Source organism: Microvirga medicaginis (assembly GCF_052658925.1).
Map to the genome: position 1 here is coordinate 171,997 of NZ_JBQWEL010000004.1, position 20,715 is coordinate 192,711.

Consider the following 20,715-nt stretch of genomic DNA (forward strand, 5'->3'; position numbering starts at 1 on the left):
AATCCCGATGCGCGCCCTTTCATTGATTGCTTTCCTCGCTCTCACCCTTTTTTCGGGTTCCGCGCAGGCCGTTCTGCTGGGCGCGACGTCGCGGGATCCGAATGGATTGCGGCGCTCGGTCGTGTCCATCGAAAATTCAGCAGGAGAGCTTTGCTCCGGCGCTCTCATCGCCCCAGAGTTGGTGCTGACCGCCGCCCATTGCGTGACGGATTCAGCCGCTTATCGCGTCGTCGCCGTCAGTCGGGCCTTCAAGCCGCAGCGGTTCAGGGTCGTTGCTCTGGCCGTGCATCCCTCCTTCGTGACAGGCACCACTCCCCGCACGCAGCCCGGGGTCGATCTCGCGATCCTGCGCCTTGAGCGTGCGCTTGGTCCGGAGTTCCTGCCGCTCGATCCGACGCTCGCGGGCTCGATCGATGTCGGCGACGAGGTGACCATTGCAGGTTTCGGCGTGTTGAGCGAGCGGCGCAAGCAGACTGCACGTGTCTTACGCCAGGCCAATCTTGTTTCGCTCGGCCCCATCCAGGTGGCCAACCGCGTGCTGATCGTGGTCGACCGCCAGCGATTGGCGGAAACGAGCGGCGCCGGCGCCTGCCGGGGCGATTCCGGCGGGCCGATCCTTGCCGCAACCCGGGACAGCTATCTGCTCTACGGCATTGTCAGCTGGTCGAGCGGCGCCATGCGCACGCGCGAGCCCAGCGCCTGCGGAGGCCTGACTGCCGTGACACCCATCGTCGAGCATCTTGGCTGGATCAGGCAAGCCGTCCGCAGCCTCGCCACCTCCGAAGGTGCGTGGGCGAGACGCTAATCTCGCCCACGCATTATTTAGAACACCCAGCAAACCCCTTCCCTCATCCTGAGGAGCAGCCGTGAGGCTGCGTCTCGAAGGAGGATCCAGCGCGCACTGGAAACGCCTCGTTCCCCGGATCAAGTCCGAGGACAGGCTCTTCGAGACGGATTGCTGGCGCAATCCTTCTCAGGATGAGGCTTAAGGAGACTTCGTTATTACCGTTACGCGGCAAACTTCAAAAGCTTGATCGCCGCATAATCCTGCACGCCACCACCCACGCGCTTGGTGGTGTAGAACAGCACGTAGGGCTTTGCGGAATAAGGATCGCGCAGCACGCGCATGCCAGCCCGGTCGACGATCAGATAACCGCGCTTGAAATCGCCGAAGGCGACGGCGCAGGAGCCGGCCGCGATGTCAGGCATGTCCTCGGCCTCCACCACGGGGAAGCCCATCAGGGTCGCGGACTGGCCGAGGCTTGCGGGCGGTGCCCAGAGATACTGGCCGTTCGAGTCCTTGAACTTGCGGATCGCGCTCTGGGTCTTGCGGTTCATGACGAAGGAGGCGTTCTGGCGATAGCCCGCCTTGAGTGCATAGACCAGTTCCACCAGCACATCGGACGGGTTGGTCGATGGGAAGGCCGCGCCGCCCGTATGGACGGCACCAAGCTTGCCCCAGTCCCAGGTGTCGTCCTCCACGATATCCGATGCGAGGAAGCCTTTCGGCTTGTTGACGCCGTCGCCGCTCACGAAGGCAGCGCTCTCCTGCTCGGCGAAGGCGGCCTCGACCTCTTCCGCGATCCAGCGGTCAATGTCGACCACCGCATCGTCGAGAAGCGTCTGGGTCGCCGCCGGCATGGCGTAGAGTTCCATGGCCGGGAAGCTGAGTTCAGAGAGCGTCGGACCGGCGGTCTGGGGACGCGCCGCCGTCTCGCCGACCCAGCCGGTGGCCGGGCCCGTGGTGGAGAAGGCGCGCTTGTACTGACCGCCGGAGATCACGCGCACCGACGAGATCGCACGGATCGGCGAAATCGCGGAGAGACGGCGCAACACTTCCGTCTCGATCGTATCGGGCACGAGATAGCCGCCATCCGGGCCGGAACCGGCGGAAAGTGCCTTCTCCTCCAGGCGCTTCAGGCCGGTGGCCTCGCCAGAGCGCATATAGGCGTGGAAGGCCGCCTTGTGCTCGGTCAGCATGGGGTCGCGCGGATGCTCCGCGCTGCGGCCCAGCGGCGGACGGGAGCGGTCGAGAGCGAGACGATCGAGGCGACGCTTGGCATCGTCGAGCGCGGTATCGATGCGGGCGAGCTTTTCTTCCGTGACGACGTCGCTCGTCAGGCGCGTCTCGATCTCGGACAGGCGCGTGTCGTTAGCATCCTTGAAGGCCTCGAAGGCGCGGGCGAAATCCTCGAAAGCCGACGCGACATCGTCGGATACCGATTTGGTTTCAACAACAGGAATCATATCAATCCAAAGGTTCTGAAAAGGGTGGGCTTCAACGAAAAGGCCCGCCGGAGGGCGGGCCATTATTCCCCTGTTGGGGGAATAGCTTAGCGATGTCGGCGGCGATGGGTGTGACGGGTGCTGGCCTGCACCTGGTGAGTCACGGTCGGGCCAGCCATTGCGCCGACCGCACCGCCGACGATCGCACCGGGCGGGCCGGCCACAGCGCCGACGCCGGCACCGACGGCAGCACCGCCGACGCGTTCTTCAGTCGTGGTGCAGGCCGCGGCCGCGAGACCGAGAAGGGCCACGAAAACGAGCTTCCTCATGAAATCCTCCCGAGAAGGCGGACGGCAGCACGATCAATGCCCGCAGCGTCCGCATCTCCACGGGCTTGCGGGTAACGCGCTCGGCCAGCCAAGGTTCAGGAAAATAATCGAGCCGCCGTGGCGCGAATGGATGAGGCGAGGTTTTTTGGCACCTGCTTCACGGTTTCCACCCGCGCTCCCGGAAGCATCGGAAAGGTCACGACAGAGATCTCCCACAGATCGAGCTTTTCGAGGCGACGCAGGCCGGTGGGCCGCTCAACTCTCGCCCGCTCCACTCGAAATCCGATGGAGAGCCCATCGACGGCACCCTCGCGCATCAGTGCATGGATATCCCGCGCCCGCTCGACGGCGAGATTGAGCTTGCCGCGAACACGAAGCCCGCGCCGGTCCTCTTCGATGGAGAGCCACCGGCCGATGGGCGTAGCGGGATCGTGCTGCCAGAGCAGCCGCACCGCGCTCGCCTCGCGTTTCTTCAAGCTGTCCGTGAAGGCGCCCGGCATGACCACGTCCTTGCCGAGATCGGCAATGCCGAACAGGCTGGCATAGCCCTCGAAGACGCCGCCGGCATCGACGGCGTTCAGAGGCTGGCTCAGAAATTTCATCTCCTGTGTGGTGGGAATGACAGCCAGTTTCATGCGCGCGCTCCACGCGGAGATTTGTCAGGCTTTGCGTCGAGCTTCTCGAGCTGGCGAACGAAGTCGCGGAACACGAGCGAGGCGCGGCTCTGCCCATTCCTCACGGCTTTCGGCTTCCGGACAGGACGGGGCAACGGTCGGTTCATGAAAGATCTCCCGTGTGACGGCGGTTGAAGAGAGACAGCTCGCGCACGAATTCATCGAACCGACGGTTGGCCGCGAACAGATCGCGCAGAGTCATGGCAAGCAAAGCGGAGGCCCCGCTCGCCCAAACGAAGAGCGCGAGATGGGCAAGATCGCCGCGACTGATGACGGCTTCGGCGATCCGGTCAAAAAAGTTCATGATTTGTTCTCTCGCAAGATGCCCCCGTTCATTGAGGTTTGCTGAGGTTTTCTCTGGATTATGGGCGAGAAATTGGGTCATCCCGGACGGAGCGCAGCGACGATCCGGGATCGGTTAGGCCAGCCCAGCACTGTCATCCCGGCGGAGGCCGGGATCCATAACCGCGACAGTCCTTCATTCTGCATCCACGGTGTTCATGGATGCCCGCCTGCGCGGGCATGACAGTGGAGGTTCGGGCGCCTCGCTCTGATAACGATCCCGGGTTCTGCTGCGCAGCCCCGGGATGACGTTAGGCGGAACGCGTCTGCTTTCCCCTGTCTGCACGAGCAACAGCACCACGCCCGTACCCCACCGCCTCGCGCTTCTCATCGTCCGTGAGGAACGAAGCGGAGGACACGCGGCGCCAAAGGCTTTCACGCTCTTCCGCCAGCGCCTCGATGGCATCGAGATCGGGTTCGAGCTGCAGCACCTCGCCAAAGCCGGGCGAGAGCCATTGCGCGAAGGCCTCCATCGTGCGCTTCACGAGGGGAATCACGGTCTGACGATAGAAGGCGCGATTGGCTTCCGCGTAATTGGCATGCGTGTTGTCACCCGGGAGCCCCAACAGCAACGGCGGCACCCCGAAGGCGAGTGCAATCTCCCGCGCGGCGGCCGCTTTCGCTTCGACGAAGTCCATGTCCTTCGGCGACAGCGACAACGGTTTCCAGTCGAGGCCGCCTTCGAGAAGCAGGGGACGGCCTGCATTCGAGGCGCCCTGGTAATTGGCCTCGAGCTCGCTCTTCAACCGCTCGAACTGCGCATCGGTCAGCGTCGCTCCGCCAACGATGAGCGCGCCGGAGGGGCGCGCCGCATTGTCGAGGAGCGCCTTGTTCCAGGCGCCCGCCGCATTGTGAATATCGAGGGCCGTCGCCGCTGCTTCCATCGGCGAGAGACCGTAATGATCGTCCGCCGGATGGAAGAGCGTCAGGTGCAGGATCGGCGGAACCGCCTCCCCCTGCCCCATCGAGAAGCGCACCGTTTCCGCTCCGACTGTGTATTCGTAAGCCGCGGGCCACCCATCGGAACCTGGCACCACGCGCATGCGATCGGGCCGCAGGACATAAAGTTCCGCAGGCGCTCCATCGACGCCGACAGCCTCCACATAGGCATTGCCCGACACCATGAGATGTCCATAGACGCTTTCCAGAAACCGCTGCCCGCCCTCACGGACATTCGGACGTGCGAACAGAGCCAGCAGCGGATGGGCCGCGAGATCGCGCCCCTCCTGCTTCAACGTGAGAGGCAGAGACGCCGCCGCCTCGGCCACGAGCCGCACCGCTCGGTGAACGATGGCGTTCTTCTGAAAACCTTCGCGAGAGAGCGCTGTGTAATCGCGCGGCGTCCACACGGCGCGCCCATCGAAATAGAACGCGACAGCCGAGTGCGCGCGCGAAGCCTTGGTTTCAGGCGGCGCCCGAAACCAGCGGGTCAATTTGGTCAGCATGAAAAACTCCTGCCCGAAACGAGGGCACGAAGGGGGGTGGGAAGGCCACACCTCGTCACGTCATGGCTCTCCGTCCTGGCCGGACTTGATCCGGCCATCCACGTCTTCAGAACCGCCCCGTGTCAAAGACGTGGATTCCCGGGACAAGCCCGGGGATGACGTGAGAGTTGGCTTTGGTTCGATGCTCTAGCCTTTCCCCGCCCGGGAAACTCCGGAAGGGTCAGATCATGGGGGCTCCCGGCGCAGCAGCGAAGCTCTTCGCGGCCATCACGTCGAGAAATCTTGCCGTCGGCGTACCTTGGAGCATGGACGCCATCTCCTCCCAGAGAGCCCAGACATGCGTCATGGAATCACGGGCAGACTGCTCATTGTCGAAGAGGGAAAGAACGAAGACCTCCCCTTCTTCGTCCATGAGCCCGATCCATTGCTGGAGGCCCGGCTGGGCATAGATCGCCGCCTCGTTCTCCTCACGCCAGCGGAGCAGATCTTCCATCTTGTCAGGCTTGACGCGAAACGTCGTCAGTCGTGCGTACATGGTGACCTCCTCAGGGAGGTTGATGTGACTGGCATCAGGCCAGCGCTCACTGAACGCGACGCGGCGAGTCTAAACCCTCTCGACCAGCTTGGAAAATGGAAAGCATCCCATGCCAAGCTCTGACGGTGGCATCGCGACTACAAGCTATAGCACCCGCACACGCGGCTCTTGTCTGTCCCGCAGCATCAGTTCCGTGAGCGCCCAGACGAGCGCATCCATGCGGTCGGGCGAACGGCCCGACGTGAGTCCACCGGGCCCGAAATCGCAGAGCTCATCCTCGAGCTCCGGCAATGCACCCACATGGCGCACGCGGCGTTGCGCGTAGAGAACAGACACGGGCTCCGCGCGCAGATATTTTCCGCGCGTCGCGCGAACGCTCATCACCGGTACGGACGGATCGACCTCGCGGATCACGCCGGTCGCCATCTCGCCCCCCTGGTTCGTCTCGACGACCAGAGCGTCGGCCTCAAGCCGCCGGTAGAGAGCGACAGCCTTGGCCGCCCATTCCGGCGGCTTGAGGCCGGATGCCGTCGCATCCTCCAGCACATAGGCCGTGCCGCCCTCGTCCAGGCCCGCCGCGACAATGCCGCAGGCATCCGCGCGCTTCGATGACGATGCGGGCGGATCGACGGCAACGACGATGCGCATGAGCGGCGGCACGCCGTCGATCCGGCTCTTCTCGATCATGTCGCGGGTCCAGAGCGCATCGGGGCGATCCTCGATGATGTCGCCATCAAGCTCCTGCCGTCCGAGCCGCGTGCCGGCATAACGCCCGACGACAGCTTCCAGGAAGGCGGGCGCGAGGTTGGCCGCATTGTCCGATGTCCGGGCGCGGGAGACCGCCACCGAAGGATCGGCGAGAAAGCGCTTCAGCAACGGAATGGGCCTTGGCGTGGTCGTGACCATCTGGCGCGGATGCGCGCCGAGGCGCAATCCGAATTGCAGCATGTCCCAGGTTTCCTCCACGTGCTTCCACTTGGCGAGCTCGTCCGCCCACGCGGCCTCGAATTGAGGACCGCGCAGGGAATCCGGGTCCTCGGCGGAGAACACATGCGCCACCGCACCGTTGGGCCATTCGAGCTTGCGCAGGGACGGCGACCAGGTGGGGCGCTCGTGGCGCGCATGGACGGCAAGAATGCCGGCCGGTCCCTCGACCATCACGTTGCGGGCATCCGAAAATGTTTCTCCGATCAGCGCGATGCGCCGCATCGGAGCGTCAGTGAAATCCAGTTCGCCGAGAGCGACGCCGCGGATCCATTCAGAGCCGGTTCGGGTCTTTCCCGCCCCTCGCCCGCCCAGCATGAGCCAGAGCGTCCAGGGATCGTGCTGACGGCTCAAGCCCGGCAGACGCTGCTCGGGCCGGCAGCGGATCGGCCAATAGCGCAGAAGCTGTTCGAGTTCGGTTTTAGATAAGGAGGCCGTCGCTTCCGCGAGCCTCCTCCTCCGCGATAACCCGCTCAAGATGGCGAGCAAGCTCGTCGCGGAGTTCGTGCAGGCTGCGGGGTGTTTCGTCTTGGTGCTCGGTTCCATCGAGCGTTGAACCTTCCTGCTCCAGGAGCGCCCGCACCGTCGTCAATGTCTTGGCATAGGAAGCCAGCGTCCGGGCTATCCCGTCGTGATCCTCGATGCCTTCGCTGCGTTGCTTCTCCATGAGAGCGTTGATGTGGATTCGGGTGGCCCGCGCCAGGGATCGCGCCGCTTCGCGCAGGGATGTCGCCGCTGCAGCGCTTCCGGTAAGGTTTTCCGTCCGATCCTTCGTGGCCTTGCTCAATTCGTTCTCAGCAAGTGCCGCAAGACGCGGCGGCCAAGCCCAGCGCTGTTTCAGACGATAGAAACTGCTGATGCTGACGCCGAGAGAGGCCGCTATGTCGGAGACGCTGAGCTCGGGGGCGCTGACGTAATCAGCATAGGCCTGCCGCCGCTTCTCGTCGGGGATCTCGATTCGGGGATACATGGCGCGTCGTGCGGAAAATGAGCCGGGCTTTTCGCTGATCCGGACCTCCGGTCGGCTGCGCACGATGTGCATGAGGAGCATCGCGCCCAACAAAAAACCGCCCAAGCGGCCCGTCGAAACGGCACTTGAGCGGCGGAGATGGTGTTTAACGAAATGAAGCCGGGCGGGGTTTCATTCACACTTCGTCAGTGTTCACGTTTTGTACTCTATCAGCGTCGCGCTGTCAAGGTGCTTTTTGAGCGGCGGCTCGACTGTGCGGGTTCTCGAGGGAGGGAGCCCAAGAACCTGAGCTTTACGAACCTCGACTTCGACGTAATCCGAGGACGGAATATATTGAAGGCGAAGAGGCATGCCGCGGTTGACGTTGGCGCGGCCTCGATCCAGCGCATCATCCATTGAATGAGATTGACGAAGCAACTCTTCCCTCTCTGCGCTCTAAAGCTGACACAAGGGCATCCTTTGGCGGGACCTAGGGGTGTTTGGCCAGAAAATCACAACGAATCGCAACTGAGGCTCTCCCCGAGAGCCGGCGAGCTTGTGCGGCGCGCCGAATGGGAATAATATAACATTATATCAAAATGATCCAATCCCTCCGGTGAGGCCGCAAAAGCTTCATCGGCCCCTATCGCTGGAGACACACCATGCCCCTGACGCTCGCCATTCAGTCATTCACGCGACCCGGCGGTTCGAACCTCATCCGCCTGATCTCTGCCGGTGACGGCACACAGAGCAATGGCGATAGCTTCGATGCTCAATTCAGCGCGGACGGGCGTTATGTGGTGTTTAGGAGCGATGCCAGCAACTTGGTGGCGGGCGATACCAACGGTAGCTACGATATCTTTCGCAAGGATCTGGTGACGGGTGCGGTCGAACGGGTCTCGGTCGCGGCCGATGGCACGCAGGCCAGTAGTGCGAGCTACACTCCCAGCGTTAGCGCAGACGGTCGCTATGTGGTTTTTTGGAGCTCTGCCAATCACTTGGTGGCGGGCGATGCTAACAATGCTCCAGATATCTTTCGCAAAGATCTGGTGACGGGCGCAGTTGAGCGGGTCTCGATCGCGGCTGATGGCACGACGCAGGGCAATGGCGTCAGCTCCAATGCCCATGTCAGTGCGGACGGGCGCTATGTAGTTTTCGAGAGCTCTGCCAGCAATCTGGTGGCCGACGACACCAACGGTAGAACCGACATCTTCCGCAAGGATCTGGTTACTGGCGAGCTGGTACGCGTCTCGATGGCGGCCGACGGCACAACACAGGGCGATGCCAGCAGCTTCAGTGCCCACATCAGTGCGGACGGGCGCTATGTTGTCTTCGAGAGCTCTGCCAGCAATCTGGTGGCCGACGACACCAACAATGCCCCGGATGTCTTCCGCAAGGATCTGATCACGGGTGCCGTCGAGCGGCTATCGATGGCAACGGACGGCATCACGCAGGGCAATAGTTTCAGCTCCGATCCCCATCTCAGTGCAGACGGGCGATACGTGATATTTTCAAGCGATTCCAGCAACCTAGTGCCGGGCGATGGGAATAGAGAAGTTGATATTTTCCTCGTCGACACGGCCCCTCCGAACCGCCAGGCCATCGTCGAGGGACGGTACGTGGAGGCAGCTCTCAGCGTCGGCGCCGCTTGGCAGGTCAGCGTCGCCTGGGGCGACGGCACGACGAGCAGCGTTGTGCCGGTGAATGGCCGCGCCTCATTCAGCCATGCCTATGACACGACGGGAGTGAAGGCCGCCTCCATCACCGTCAAACAGGGCGCGCAGAGCTGGATCGTGCCCTACCGGATTGATCTCGCCGCCGGAACCATGGCCCGCAACACGGCGCTGGCCGACATCCTGTCGGGCGGAGCGGGAAGGGACGCCCTGACCGGCGACCCCTTCGCCAATAAGATCTACGGCCTGTCGGACAACGACAAGCTCCTCGGTGGCACCGGCAACGATACGCTGTATGGCGGCGCAGGCAGCGACACGCTCGAGGGCGGCACGGGCCGGGATGTCCTTGTGGGCGGCACCGGCACGGACCGGGACGTCTTTGTGTTCAAGGATCGGCCGGGCAGCACGAACTATGACAAGATTACGGACTACAACAAAACTTATGACAGTATCCAGCTCGACAACAAGTACATGAGCAAGCTTGGTGGCGTGGGGCGTCTGAGCAGCTCGAAATTCGTGCTGGGTACCAAGGCCAAGGACGCCAACGACCACCTGATCTATGACCGGGGCACGGGCAACCTGTACTACGATGCGGACGGCTCCGGGGCTGCCGCCAAGCAGCTGATCGCCCAGTTCACCAACAAGGCCGCTCTCGCCTACTCAGAGTTCACCATCATCTGAGATGATCTGACGGCAAATCGCCGAGGTAGCTTGACGCGTGGATGCCTTGCTGCGCCCGCCGGGATGATGCATCCGGCATGGAGCCGGGATGACAGCCCAGCGTGCCAAGAACGACACTCCTGCGCATGAAGCCTCAAGTCCATCATTCAAAGACGACATCGACCGTCAGCATCTCATGATCCGAAATCGGCTGTCCCTGCGCGTCGAGCGACGGAACGACCTGCGGGTTTTCCGCCGCGACACCCCGCACGAAGAGCCAATCGAGTTTGCCGAAAGGCCGGGGATGCTTCTTCCACGGACCCTCGCGCTGAGTCGGAGAAGCCAGATTCGCAGTCGCCCAGGAGAATCCCGCATCGCGAAGATCGGCAAAGAACGGTTCATATCGTTCCGGCTGCTCCAAAAGCAGATGCCGTTCTCCGTCAGCTCTCGGCAGTGCCTTGGAATTGAAATCTCCGCCGATGATGCAAGCCTCGTTCGGCATCCGTTGCTCAAGTGCGGACAACAGGCTCCGAACCTGCACGCGACGGTCCGCAGGATCCGTCTTGCTTTCGAGATGCAGGCTCACGACCCACAAGGGAAGCGGTGCATCGGCCAAGCATGCGGCGAGCGCGATTCGTCCTCCGATCCGCCTTTGAGCGCCGTCAAATCCCGCAAACCATCGGCCATTTTCCTCGAGCGGAATCACGTGCGGGCGTTCGAAGCCTAGACCGCTGACGATGGCATTGCCATGGAGGGCGCAGGCATTGCGCTCGCCCGCATGGCGGCGCATTTCGTCGGCGTCGCCGAGATCGAGTTCCACGAATTCGACACCATAGAGATGACCCCACCCCGGGGAATTGGTGAGCTCGCGAATCGTGTGGATATTCCTTGAGCGCGCCATGCCCACATCCACTTCGCTCAAGAGCGCGATGTGAGCGCCTGTCTTCTCGATCAAGTGTCTGACTGCTTCGGGGCGTGTCAGCCGTTCGGCATTCAAGGCGGCCATGCGCAATCGCCTTGGGACTGCCTGCTCTTGTCTCGGAGGCTGAACTTCGACGACGTGAAAGGCCCCGATACGATCCATGAATTCATGGTGAGCCGTCCTGTCGTGCGTCACCTGCCTCGCCCGCTGCAGAAGAGGCTCTTCCGGACAGGGAAGATCTTGTACGCTCCGGTCGATCAAAGAACGCAAGGCTCTCACCCTCCGCTATTGGCTCCGGCATCTAGCGCATCGTGCGGACCCGAAGGGCCGCGTCAGTGACCCGAAGGGCCGCGTCAGCGAAAAGTGATTCCGGTTTTCCGCTGTCAACGATGCGCGGCTTAAAAAGGGAGCATCGGATCAATCCCAAAAGTGCAAATCCACTTTTCTCGTCTGATGCTCTAACGCCCTCGCGCCGACGATGAGCCAAGAGGGAAAAATTTTCAGGCTGATTAGGAACTTCTTTGTCTCTTTCGGGTTAGAGGAGCGCACAAGAAAATATGCCGGGAGAAGGCCCATGCTCGCTTGGGCTACCATCATTGCGCTTGCAACGGGCGTGCTTTTTTATGCCCTCGATCCGTCAGCCGTCATCGTGAACCTCGCAGAATTGGCAGGCGTGATCGCTCTTTTCACCCTCGTCTGCGCGGCCGAGGCTTTCAGTGAACCCAAAGGGTGAAGCCGCCCGATCCAACTCCGCGAGCTTTCACGAAAGGACTGCGGACGAACTTCCCCGCACCTAAGACATTGCTTAACCTCATCTTTCTAAGGGCACTTGCGGTCAGCTCAAGGATTGCGCTTTATTTGAAACATAATTATATTGCAATAAATGAACCGGCCTCGATCAAAACTTTCACCGCTCGACAACCTGCAGGAGCTTTCCGGCGACCTCGTGGTTCCGAATGCCCATCGGAACTCTCGGGGATCAATAGAGAAAGTGCTTCACCAGACCATCGAGCGATCGGTCGAAGCGCGACTGGAGGCGCGGCTTTCCGAGCTCCTGGAAGGGATTGGCGACGCCTTCTACTCTCTCGATCGAGAGTGGCGCTTTTCGTATATCAACCGTTCGGCAGAGGCCTATTTCGGCACTCGTCGCGAAGAAATGCTCGGAAGGAATATCTGGGAGCTGTTTCCAAACTCCGTGGGAACGGAGTTGAGACGACGCTATGAAGAGGTCGCGGCCACACGAATCGCGACCTCCTTCGAAACGGATTCGGTTGGAGTTCCCGGGCGTTTCCTGGAAATCCACGTCTTTCCTTACAACGGGGGCCTCGGCATCAGCTTCCGTGACTGGACGGAGCTTCGCCGTGCAGCCGATGATCTGCGCGAGAGCCAGGCCCGCCTCAGCTCTCTGACGGACAACGTCCCTGCCTGCATGGTTTATCAGATCAGCGACGCGGCGGATTATCGAGACCGCAAGCTTCTCTACATCTCCAAGACTTGCGAGCGGCTCAACGGCATTCCCGCCGAAGAGGTGCAGTCCGATCTCTCACTCCTTTATGAGCTTGTCTTACCTCAATATCGGGATCGCATGCTGGCCAAGGAGGTTGAGGCCGTTCGCGAGCACAAGGCATTCGATATGGAATTCGAGATGCGCCATGGTAAGACCGGGGAGGTTCGCTGGCACCGCCTGGTCGTAACGCCGCGCCAGCTGGCGAACGGGAACTATGTCTGGGACGGTCTTCAGATCGACATCACCGACCACAAGCGCGCTGAAGAGCATCTGCGGCTTCTCGTCAACGAACTCAACCATCGGGTGAAGAACACTCTTGCGACCGTTCAATCCCTGGCGGCCCAAAGCTTCAGCCGGCTCGGCTCGCACGTTGACGATGATCTCCGAGTGGCCCGCAGCGCCTTCGAGGCGCGCCTGTTCGCCCTTGCGCGCGGCCATGACGTTCTCACGCGGGAGAATTGGGAAGGCGCAAACCTCTCGGATGTTTTTGCCGAAGCGTGCGCGCCCTACGGGGCCAATACAACAGAGGGCATGCGCATTGCGATCGAAGGGCCTGATCTGCGTGTTTCGCCGCCGATGGCTCTCAGCCTGTCCATGGCTCTGCATGAGCTTTTCACCAATGCCCTCAAATACGGCGCCTTGAGCAATTCATCCGGACAGATCCGGATTTCCTGGTCAACCCCGACCACTTCGACCGGACAGCGCCTGATCATGCAATGGGAGGAGCACGGCGGACCTCCGGTGAAGCCTCCCTCCCGGAAGGGTTTCGGTTCACGCCTGATCCAAGACGGGCTGGCCCGGGAGTTGAACGGCGTCGTCCATCTTCACTATGAGCCGACCGGGGTCATCTGCGTGATGGACATGCCTCTTTGTTAAGCATTTTCAAGGATCTATTCACAATCCGTCTAGATCATTGGTCGATAGTGCGACGAAACCTTCTTGCGATTTCGGCTCGATTTGGTGTCAATTGACGCAAGTGACGAAGTCACGATCCAGGGAGGAGTTTAACAATATGAAGCGTCGTCAGTTTCTTCAGGCCGCTACGGTCGGTGCCGCCTCGACGGCCGTTGCCGCCCCCGCCATCGCCCAGTCGATGCCGGAGCTCAAGTGGCGCCTGCAATCCGGTTTCCCGAAGTCCCTCGACACGATCTACGGCGCGGCCGAGGTGATCTCGAAGTTCGTTTCGGAGGCGACCGACGGCAAGTTCCAGATCCAGCCCTTCGCGGCCGGTGAAATCGTCGGTACGCCGCAGGTGGCCGATGCCGTCGGCAATGGCACCATCGAGATGGGCCATACCTGCTCCTACTATTATTTCGGCAAGGATCCGACCTTCGCCATCGGTACGGCCCTGCCCTTCGGCCTCAACGCCCGCCAGATGAATGCCTGGCTCTTTCACGGCGGCGGCAACGACCTGCTGAACGAGTTCTATGCCAAGCACAATCTGTACGGCATGCCTGCCGGCAACACCGGTGTGCAGATGGGCGGCTGGTTCCGCAAGGAGATCAAGACCGTTCAGGACATCCAGGGCCTGAAGATGCGCATCGCCGGCCTCGCCGGCATGGTCATGGCCAAGCTCGGTGCCGTGCCGCAGCAGATCCCGGGCGGCGACATCTATCCCTCGCTCGAGCGCGGTACCATCGACGCCGCCGAGTGGGTCGGCCCCTACGACGACGAGAAGCTCGGCTTCGCGAAGGTCGCGCCGTACTACTATTACCCGGGCTTCTGGGAAGGCGGCCCCTCCATCCACCTCTTCATCAACAATGCAAAGTGGAAAGAGTTGCCGAAGGCCTATCAGGCGATCCTGACCACGGCTGCGGGCTATGCCAACAACGACATGCTCGCGAAGTACGACGCCCGCAACCCGGCCGCCCTGCGCCGTCTGCTCGGCGCCGGCACGCAGCTGCGTCCGTTTGCTCCGGAGATCCTGGAAGCAGCCTACAAGGCCGCCAACGAGGTCTACGACGAAGTTTCGGCCAAGAACGCCGACTTCAAGAAGATCTACGAGAGCGTCCGTGGCTTCCGCAACGAAGAGTACCTCTGGTTCCAAGTGGCCGAGTACGCTTACGACACCTTCATGATCCGCACCCGCGCTCGCGGCTGATCGGATCTTTCATCGATCTTGAAAAAGGGCGGCCATTGGGTCGCCCTTTTTTATGGCTCCAGTGCTGCCCACATAGGGTCCTTCCCGACCGCCTGTCTGATCATTGCTCTCGACAGGGTGCGGCCGGCCGTGCAGTGAAGGAATGACCGAGCATATGCGCTGGACAATACGGATCAGCTTTCTCCTGTTTCTGGCCTGGGCGATCTTCATGGTTTCGCCCTTCGTGGCCCTCTACGACCTCAGCAAGGCAATCGAAGCCAGGAACATTGACCGGATTACGGAGCGCGTGAATTTTAACGCCCTGCGAAACTCCCTCTCCCGCCAAATCCTCGGCGAGTACATGAAGGACCAAGATCTCGAAGGAGCTGAGCGGGATCTTGCAACCGAGGCGGGAGCCGCGGTTCTCAATCCGGTCGTGGAGCAGCTCGTAACACCCCAGGCCCTGATCGACCTGCTTGAGGATGGCTGGCCTGAGAAGACTGCAGGAGGCATGGGCGGAACGACCGTTCCCTTGCATTTCGACATGGGCTCGCTCAAGCAGGCTTGGAGAACCTTCATTTTCTCGGAGTCCCAGGGTTTTCGAAGCGTCACCATTCCCGTTCCGGTGGATGAAGCCAAAGAGAAGCAGTTCAAGATCACCATGCGCCTGAAGGGCACCACCTGGCGCTTGAGCGGGATCGAGCTGCCGGTACCGTTGCGTGAAGAACTGATCAAGCGGGCGGCCGTCGCCTCGCGGTAGACACTGGCGACACTCGCGACACCAAAAACCCGCCTCTGTTGTGGCGGGTTTTTAGTGCGCTGACACTGAGGGATGCTTCATTCGCCACTCTCACCTTCGAGAGAAGGATTCCGGCGTCAATGAGAGATCATCCAGCCGACGGTTGCCAGAGGGAACACTGTGCCAAGCAAAAAGCAGATGATATTCGAGGTCATTACATGATCCCTCCTTCTGACACACCAACTTCTTTTGCAGTTTTACGTTCCCGAAAGCCGACAGAGCCATGAATACAAAATAACAACAGCCAGGCAGGAACAAAATCGCTCTTCAGGGTATACGCTAAGCTTTCAAGGGAACCGAGCTTCGCCGTTTCGATTGTCCCGTTGACGTGGCAAGGGACGGATCAATGGACGATGACGGCTATTCCTTTCGCAGGATCATGGGTGACGCCGAATTCGTGCGCAAAACCCTGATCGTCCTTGGACTGGTTCTGCTGGCGCTTCTGCTTTGGAAGCTCTCAGATGTTCTTCTGCTTGCCTTTGGGGCTATTTTGGTTGCGCTGATCCTGCACGCCTCCGCGGACTTGCTGGTCCGCTACCTTCGTGTGCCTGATCGTTGGGCCCTGTGGGTTGCGAGCATCCTCATCTTCGGCATTGTCCTAGGTTTGATCACTCTTTTCGGGACGCAGATGCGGGCGCAGTTCTCCAATGTGGTGGAGCGCCTTCCTCTCGTCATCGACAATTTCAGCAAAAATCTCGGCTTAGGCGCCGTGTCCGACGATCTGTCCGAAATGATGAACAACATGCCCAGCGGTGGGCTCGCGACGCGCATCGCCGGAATCGGCGGAGCGGTTCTCAGCGGGTTGGCGGATTTCCTTCTGGTGATGATCGCCGGCATTTACATCGCGGCCTCACCGACGCTCTACAAACAGGGTTTCATCAAGCTCTTCCCCATGCGGCACCACGAGCGCGTCGAGAGTTCACTCGATGCGTCAGGCCAAGCCCTGAGGCTTTGGCTCATGTCGCAGCTGATCGCCATGGCGTGCGTGGGGATCCTGTCCTCGCTGGCCTTCTGGCTCATCGGGCTCCCCTCGCCCTATGCGCTGGGCATGATCGCGGGCTTGGCCGACTTCATCCCCTTCCTCGGCCCGATCCTCGGCGCGCTTCCAGCTGTTCTTTTTGCCTTCAGCATCAGCGGCGAGACTGCGCTCTGGACAGTGCTCGCAGTCGTCGCGATCCAGCAGATCGAAGGCAACGTGATCTTTCCGCTTGTGGCAAGAAGCGTGGTCAGCATTCCCCCAGCGCTCGCACTCTTTGCGATCCTGGTTGGAAGCATTCTCTTTGGAAGCTTGGGCTTGGTCTTCGGCTTTCCGCTCGCCGTGGTGGCCTATGTGCTGGTCAAGAAACTCTATGTCCGTGAGACGCTCGGCGAGCGGACGACCGTCCCCGGAGAAGCCGAAGCCAAAGAGAAAGGCGGCGTTTAGGCCGGCTCGTCAGTCTCCAAGTCTTGCATCGGCCAATCGGTGATGCGCTCCAGAAGCTCTGCGAGGCTGAACTCCTCCTCGGGCCCGGCAACCCGGTCTCGCACGGAAACACCGGCAGCATGCACCGTCTCCGGATCGCCGGACACAAGTGGATGCCACCAGGGGAGATCCCGTCCCTCGGCCACGAGCCGATAGGCACATGTCTGCGGCAGCCAGGAGAGGCTGCGCACGGCCTCCGGCGTCAGGCGCACGCAATCAGACACCTTGGCCTGGCGGTTCGGGTAGTCCCGGCAACGGCAGGTCTCGTCATCGAGAAGGGTGCAGCCCACATCCGTATAGAGAACCTCGGACGTATCCTCGTCCTCAAGCTTGACCAGACAGCAGCGCCCGCAGCCGTCGCACAGGCTCTCCCATTCGTCGAGGGTCAAAGCCTCGAGCGTTTTCACGCGCCAGAAGGGCTGCTCCTCCGGCTTGGAGCGGATTTTGGATGCGATGTGGGACATGCAGGCTCTGTGGGCTCTCTTTGCGGCGGTTTGAAGGAAGGTGCGATGTCGCACATCTACAAGCCTTTTTCTCGTCCGGGGTAGATCTATATGAACCGGGGAACATGTTTGTGAGTTGTTGATAAAACATCACGCAACGTGCAAGCGTTGCCGTTAGGGAAATCAACGATCATAAACAAGGCATATCAGGCCTCCTGACCTGCCCCGAAGGACTACCGTGCGCCAGCATCCCTCCACCCCCCTCTCGACACGGATCAAGCGTGCCGCGCTCTGGCTGGACGCATGGCTCAACTCGTTTCTGTTTCAGAGCGGGCGCGGGCTGGCATCGGCGTACGAGTCCTATTCCGAGAAGATGAAATGCCTGCGGTTTCGGGGCCCCTTACGCGTTCTTCTCGATCTGACCAGCGAGGCCACGACTCTGGGTGCTGCCGGAGGCATCGTGATGCTCGCCCTGGCGCTCCCAGCCTTCCGCGAGACGGAGGATGACTGGCTGAAAACCCAGGACCTTGCCGTCACCTTCCTGGACCGATACGGGCAGGAGGTTGGTCGCCGCGGTCTGCACCTCGACGATTCCTACAAGCTCGAGGATTTCCCGGATTACATGATCAAGGCCGCGCTGGCGACGGAAGACCGGCGCTTCTACGATCACTGGGGCATCGACCCCATCGGCACCTTTCGCGCTCTCCTGGTCAATGCGCAGGGCGGCGGCGTGGTTCAGGGCGGCTCCTCCATTACCCAGCAGCTGGCGAAAAACCTCTTCCTGACCAATGAGCGCTCGCTCGAACGCAAAATCAAGGAAGCGTTCCTGGCGGTCTGGCTCGAATTCCACCTGACCAAGGACGAAATCCTCAAGCTCTATCTCGACCGCGCCTATATGGGCGGTGGCGCCCACGGCGTCGTGGCGGCGGCTGATTACTATTTCGGCAAACCCGCCAAGGATTTGACGCTGGCTGAAGCCGCCATGCTGGCCGGCCTCTTCAAGGCTCCGACGAAATACGCTCCTCACGTGAACCTGCCGGCGGCTCGCGCCCGTGCCAACGAGGTGCTGCGCAACATGGTCGAGGCGGGCTTCCTCACCGAGGGCCAGATCCAGACCGCCCGCCGCAATCCGGCAACCCCGGTGAGCCGCGAGCGAGAGACCACTCCCGACTTCTACCTCGATTGGGCTTTCGAGCAGGTTCAGGCCCTCGCAGCCGCGAAAAAACTAGGCAGCGAGCGCGTGCTGATCGTCAAGACGCCCCTCGACACCGCTCTTCAGCGCCATGCGGAAGAGGTTCTGGAAAACGAGCTACGCCAGAACGGACGCCAGTACCACGCCGGTCAGGGCGCCATCGTCGTCATGGACGTGGACGGAGCTGTTCGAGCCATCGTCGGCGGCCGCGATTACGGCCAGAGCCAGTTCAACCGCGCCACCAACGGCCTGCGGCAGCCCGGCTCCTCCTTCAAGCCCTTCGTCTATGCTGCCGCACTCACCACCAATCCGAAGCTGAACCCAAATTCAAAGGTGGTGGATGCTCCCATCTGCCTCGGCAATTGGTGCCCTCAGAACTACGGCCGCTCTTATTCCGGCGCGATGCCCCTGGTCTCGGCCCTAGCGCGCTCGATCAATTCCATCCCGGTGCGGATGTCGCTCGAGATCGGCAAGGGGAATGCGAAGGCCGGGCGCGCCATTATTATCGACACCGCCAAGCGCATGGGCCTGACACACCCGCTGGCGAACGAAGCGCCTCTGCCCATCGGTGCCGCCGAGGTGACGCCCATCGACATGGCGGCGTCCTATGCGGTCTTCGCCAATGGCGGCAAGCGGGCAGAGCCTTATGCGACCTGGGAAGTTCGCAACTCATCTGGAGAAGTGATCTATCGCCATGATCGCGATACACCGCCCAGGCAGGTGCTCGAACCGCGCGTCGTTACTGACATGAATTTCATGCTGAACAAGGTCGTCACGGAAGGCACCGGCAAGCGCGCAGCAATCGAAGGCGTCCCCGTGGCGGGCAAGACCGGCACCACCAACGCCTATAAGGATGCCTGGTTCGTGGGCTTTACCGGCAATCTCGTCGCCGCGGTCTGGTACGGCAACGACGATTCCAAGCCCATGAACAACATGACCGGCGGCACCCTTCCCGCTCAGACCTGGCAAGAGGTGATGGGCTTCGCGCACCAGAACCTCGAGATCCGCCCGATCCCGGGAGTCGACTCGGCGCCCTTTGCCCGTGTCGCAGCCTCGGGCCGACCGGCTGCGGACCAGGCGCAGGGACCCTCGCAAGCCTTCCTGGCAGGCACCCTCTCCCGCAAGTCCTATGAGGTTCTGGGCAATATCGGCTCCCTGTTCCAGGCAGCGGAACGCACGATGACGACCGTGAAGGAAAGCACCGCTCCGCGCGTGACCGGGTCCGTGGAAGCCTCACGCCAAGTGGCTATGCCGTAACAATGAATAGCCAGGCCATATTGACGAATGCTGCTGGGGCCGCTTCGATGCGCGCCCCGACGACTGCATCGAAGCCCGTGCCCACCCGCATTGTTCCCACCGCTGTCCTGGTCGTCTACGCGCTCCTCCTCGCGCTGGGGCTGGGATTGGGCTCGACCTACCTGATCCTCAATAGCGATCCTCCCTTTGGGCGACTGCGTATCGGTCCCTGGACGGCATGGCCTGCCCTCGGATCGGCCGATGCCGACCCCTACATGCGCGCCATTCTCGCTCAGCGCGGCGCAGTCCCCCTCGCGATCGGCGAAGGTCTCGGCTTCACGGCCGTCACGGATAGCGAAGGGAGGCCTCTCGATTCCGCCTGCACCTACCGCGTCGGCTCCGGCGCCCCGGCGGCACGTTTTTGGACGTTCTCCATCTATGACCAGAACGGCCAACTCCCGAAAACCGAACTGGGACGCAGCAGCTTCACCTCGGCTGAGATTTTGCGCGACCAGCAGGATCATTTCACCATTGCCCTCTCGCGAGGCCTCCAGGACGGCAACTGGCTTCAACTCCCAGGCTCGGGCAATTTCAGCATCGTGCTCAGGCTCTATGATACGCCTGGAGCCGCCGGCACTGGTCTGAACGAAAGCGTCTTTCCCACCATCCAGCGTGTGGAGTGCGGCGCATGAGAGGATTCGGCCGTTTTCTGATCGCCACGCTCTGCGGCCTCGTGCTGGCCGTGGGCGTTCACATCGCTTCCATTCTCGCCACGCCGCATCTCGCCGAAAATGACGCCTTCGCGAAGATCGCGCCGACGCTCACAGCCGAAAAGGCGCAGATCATCAGCGCGCCGGGCGGGGAGAACACCTGGATGCCGTTGCCCGATCCGGCCACCGCAGTCGCTGCCTGCGCCTATGACCTGCGCGATGGGCCCATACGCGTCTCGACGAAAACGGGATCGAATCTGCTGTCGTTTGCCTTTCACAAACAGTCCGGCGGTGTCTTCTTCGCCGTGACGGATCGCGCTGCCGTGCGCGGCGAACTTGAAATCGTCGCCATGACGGCGCGTCAGCTCGACGAGGCGCGCGCGGCCGAGGACGAGAACGAACCCTCCCGCGACGTGCGGATCGTCGCTCCCGAGCAGCAGGGCTTTGTCATCGTGCGAGTGGCCGCGCCCACCGCCAGCCAACGCCTTCAGGCGGAAGAGGCGGCCAAGGCCGTCTCCTGTATCACCGAGCAGGAAGATTAGGCTTC

21 protein-coding genes are annotated in these 20,715 nt (G+C 61.7%); 10 read left to right on the plus strand and 11 right to left on the minus strand.

What is annotated here, in order from left to right:
• The first annotated feature begins 7 nt into the window (after window positions 1-7).
• Window positions 8-805 carry a S1 family peptidase gene (locus ACUXUR_RS08085; RefSeq protein ID WP_445501832.1) on the plus strand — a complete coding sequence of 266 codons (798 nt, stop codon included), beginning with the start codon at window positions 8-10 and terminating at the stop codon, window positions 803-805.
• Between the two features lie 203 nt (window positions 806-1,008).
• Here the strand turns inward: ACUXUR_RS08085 and ACUXUR_RS08090 are convergent, their stop codons facing one another.
• The 9 genes from ACUXUR_RS08090 to ACUXUR_RS08130 all read right to left on the minus strand — a co-directional run bounded on the left by ACUXUR_RS08090 (window position 1,009) and on the right by ACUXUR_RS08130 (window position 7,577).
• Window positions 1,009-2,247, minus strand: a complete 1,239-nt coding sequence (locus ACUXUR_RS08090; RefSeq protein ID WP_445501833.1) for a phage major capsid protein — start codon at window positions 2,245-2,247, stop codon at window positions 1,009-1,011.
• A gap of 86 nt (window positions 2,248-2,333) precedes the next feature.
• Window positions 2,334-2,555: a hypothetical protein gene (locus ACUXUR_RS08095; protein WP_445501834.1), complete on the minus strand. Its 222-nt coding sequence runs from the start codon at window positions 2,553-2,555 to the stop codon at window positions 2,334-2,336.
• A 95-nt stretch (window positions 2,556-2,650) separates the two neighbouring features.
• Window positions 2,651-3,190: an HK97 family phage prohead protease gene (locus ACUXUR_RS08100; protein WP_445501835.1), complete on the minus strand. Its 540-nt coding sequence runs from the start codon at window positions 3,188-3,190 to the stop codon at window positions 2,651-2,653.
• The gene (locus tag ACUXUR_RS08105) at window positions 3,187-3,336 is read right to left on the minus strand and encodes a hypothetical protein (protein WP_445501836.1); all 150 of its coding nucleotides are present in this window, start codon (window positions 3,334-3,336) and stop codon (window positions 3,187-3,189) included. Before ACUXUR_RS08105 ends, ACUXUR_RS08100 begins: the two co-directional genes overlap by 4 nt.
• Window positions 3,333-3,533: a hypothetical protein gene (locus ACUXUR_RS08110; RefSeq protein WP_445501837.1), complete on the minus strand. Its 201-nt coding sequence runs from the start codon at window positions 3,531-3,533 to the stop codon at window positions 3,333-3,335. Before ACUXUR_RS08110 ends, ACUXUR_RS08105 begins: the two co-directional genes overlap by 4 nt.
• Window positions 3,534-3,822: 289 nt before the next feature.
• Complete coding sequence (locus ACUXUR_RS08115; RefSeq protein WP_445501838.1) at window positions 3,823-5,016, minus strand: phage portal protein; 1,194 nt, start codon at window positions 5,014-5,016, stop codon at window positions 3,823-3,825.
• A 220-nt stretch (window positions 5,017-5,236) separates the two neighbouring features.
• Window positions 5,237-5,551, minus strand: a complete 315-nt coding sequence (locus ACUXUR_RS08120) for a hypothetical protein (RefSeq protein WP_445501839.1) — start codon at window positions 5,549-5,551, stop codon at window positions 5,237-5,239.
• Between the two features lie 144 nt (window positions 5,552-5,695).
• The gene (locus tag ACUXUR_RS08125) at window positions 5,696-7,024 is read right to left on the minus strand and encodes a DNA-packaging protein (RefSeq protein ID WP_445501930.1); all 1,329 of its coding nucleotides are present in this window, start codon (window positions 7,022-7,024) and stop codon (window positions 5,696-5,698) included.
• Window positions 6,957-7,577 (minus strand): hypothetical protein, encoded by a 621-nt coding sequence (locus tag ACUXUR_RS08130; protein WP_445501840.1) that lies wholly within the window; start codon window positions 7,575-7,577, stop codon window positions 6,957-6,959. The genes ACUXUR_RS08125 and ACUXUR_RS08130 overlap by 68 nt, the downstream gene beginning before the upstream one ends.
• Before the next feature lie 569 nt (window positions 7,578-8,146).
• On the opposite strand from ACUXUR_RS08130, the gene ACUXUR_RS08135 reads away from it, so the two are divergent.
• Window positions 8,147-9,838, plus strand: a complete 1,692-nt coding sequence (locus ACUXUR_RS08135) for a hypothetical protein (RefSeq protein WP_445501841.1) — start codon at window positions 8,147-8,149, stop codon at window positions 9,836-9,838.
• Window positions 9,839-9,980: 142 nt separating this feature from the next.
• Here ACUXUR_RS08135 and ACUXUR_RS08140 read toward each other — a convergent pair whose 3' ends face one another.
• A complete protein-coding gene (locus ACUXUR_RS08140) occupies window positions 9,981-10,823 on the minus strand; it encodes an endonuclease/exonuclease/phosphatase family protein (protein ID WP_445501842.1) in 843 nt (280 codons plus the stop codon).
• Window positions 10,824-11,313: 490 nt separating this feature from the next.
• Between ACUXUR_RS08140 and ACUXUR_RS08145 the strand changes: the two genes are divergently transcribed.
• From ACUXUR_RS08145 to ACUXUR_RS08165, 5 genes are all read left to right on the plus strand, one after another.
• On the plus strand, window positions 11,314-11,472 hold the full coding sequence (locus ACUXUR_RS08145) for a hypothetical protein (protein ID WP_445501843.1): 159 nt from the start codon (window positions 11,314-11,316) through the stop codon (window positions 11,470-11,472).
• A gap of 258 nt (window positions 11,473-11,730) precedes the next feature.
• A complete protein-coding gene (locus ACUXUR_RS08150) occupies window positions 11,731-13,122 on the plus strand; it encodes a sensor histidine kinase (RefSeq protein ID WP_445501844.1) in 1,392 nt (463 codons plus the stop codon).
• A 136-nt stretch (window positions 13,123-13,258) separates the two neighbouring features.
• Complete coding sequence (locus tag ACUXUR_RS08155; RefSeq protein WP_445501845.1) at window positions 13,259-14,347, plus strand: TRAP transporter substrate-binding protein; 1,089 nt, start codon at window positions 13,259-13,261, stop codon at window positions 14,345-14,347.
• A 154-nt stretch (window positions 14,348-14,501) separates the two neighbouring features.
• A complete protein-coding gene (locus ACUXUR_RS08160; RefSeq protein WP_445501846.1) occupies window positions 14,502-15,086 on the plus strand; it encodes a DUF2939 domain-containing protein in 585 nt (194 codons plus the stop codon).
• 385 nt (window positions 15,087-15,471) lie between these two features.
• Complete coding sequence (locus ACUXUR_RS08165; protein ID WP_445501847.1) at window positions 15,472-16,548, plus strand: AI-2E family transporter; 1,077 nt, start codon at window positions 15,472-15,474, stop codon at window positions 16,546-16,548.
• On the opposite strand, the gene ACUXUR_RS08170 is transcribed toward ACUXUR_RS08165, so the two are convergent.
• Window positions 16,545-17,051, minus strand: a complete 507-nt coding sequence (locus ACUXUR_RS08170; RefSeq protein ID WP_445501848.1) for a YcgN family cysteine cluster protein — start codon at window positions 17,049-17,051, stop codon at window positions 16,545-16,547. The two genes, ACUXUR_RS08165 and ACUXUR_RS08170, sit on opposite strands and share 4 nt — an antisense overlap.
• A 217-nt stretch (window positions 17,052-17,268) precedes the next feature.
• On the opposite strand from ACUXUR_RS08170, the gene ACUXUR_RS08175 reads away from it, so the two are divergent.
• From ACUXUR_RS08175 to ACUXUR_RS08185, 3 genes are read left to right on the plus strand one after another with little or no spacing between them, the layout of a single operon-like run.
• On the plus strand, window positions 17,269-19,479 hold the full coding sequence (locus tag ACUXUR_RS08175) for a transglycosylase domain-containing protein (RefSeq protein ID WP_445501849.1): 2,211 nt from the start codon (window positions 17,269-17,271) through the stop codon (window positions 19,477-19,479).
• A gap of 47 nt (window positions 19,480-19,526) precedes the next feature.
• Entirely contained in the window at window positions 19,527-20,150 is a 624-nt protein-coding gene (locus ACUXUR_RS08180; RefSeq protein ID WP_445501850.1) for a DUF1214 domain-containing protein, read from the plus strand.
• A complete protein-coding gene (locus ACUXUR_RS08185; protein ID WP_445501851.1) occupies window positions 20,147-20,710 on the plus strand; it encodes a DUF1254 domain-containing protein in 564 nt (187 codons plus the stop codon). The genes ACUXUR_RS08180 and ACUXUR_RS08185 overlap by 4 nt, the downstream gene beginning before the upstream one ends.
• Window positions 20,711-20,715 lie beyond the last annotated feature (5 nt).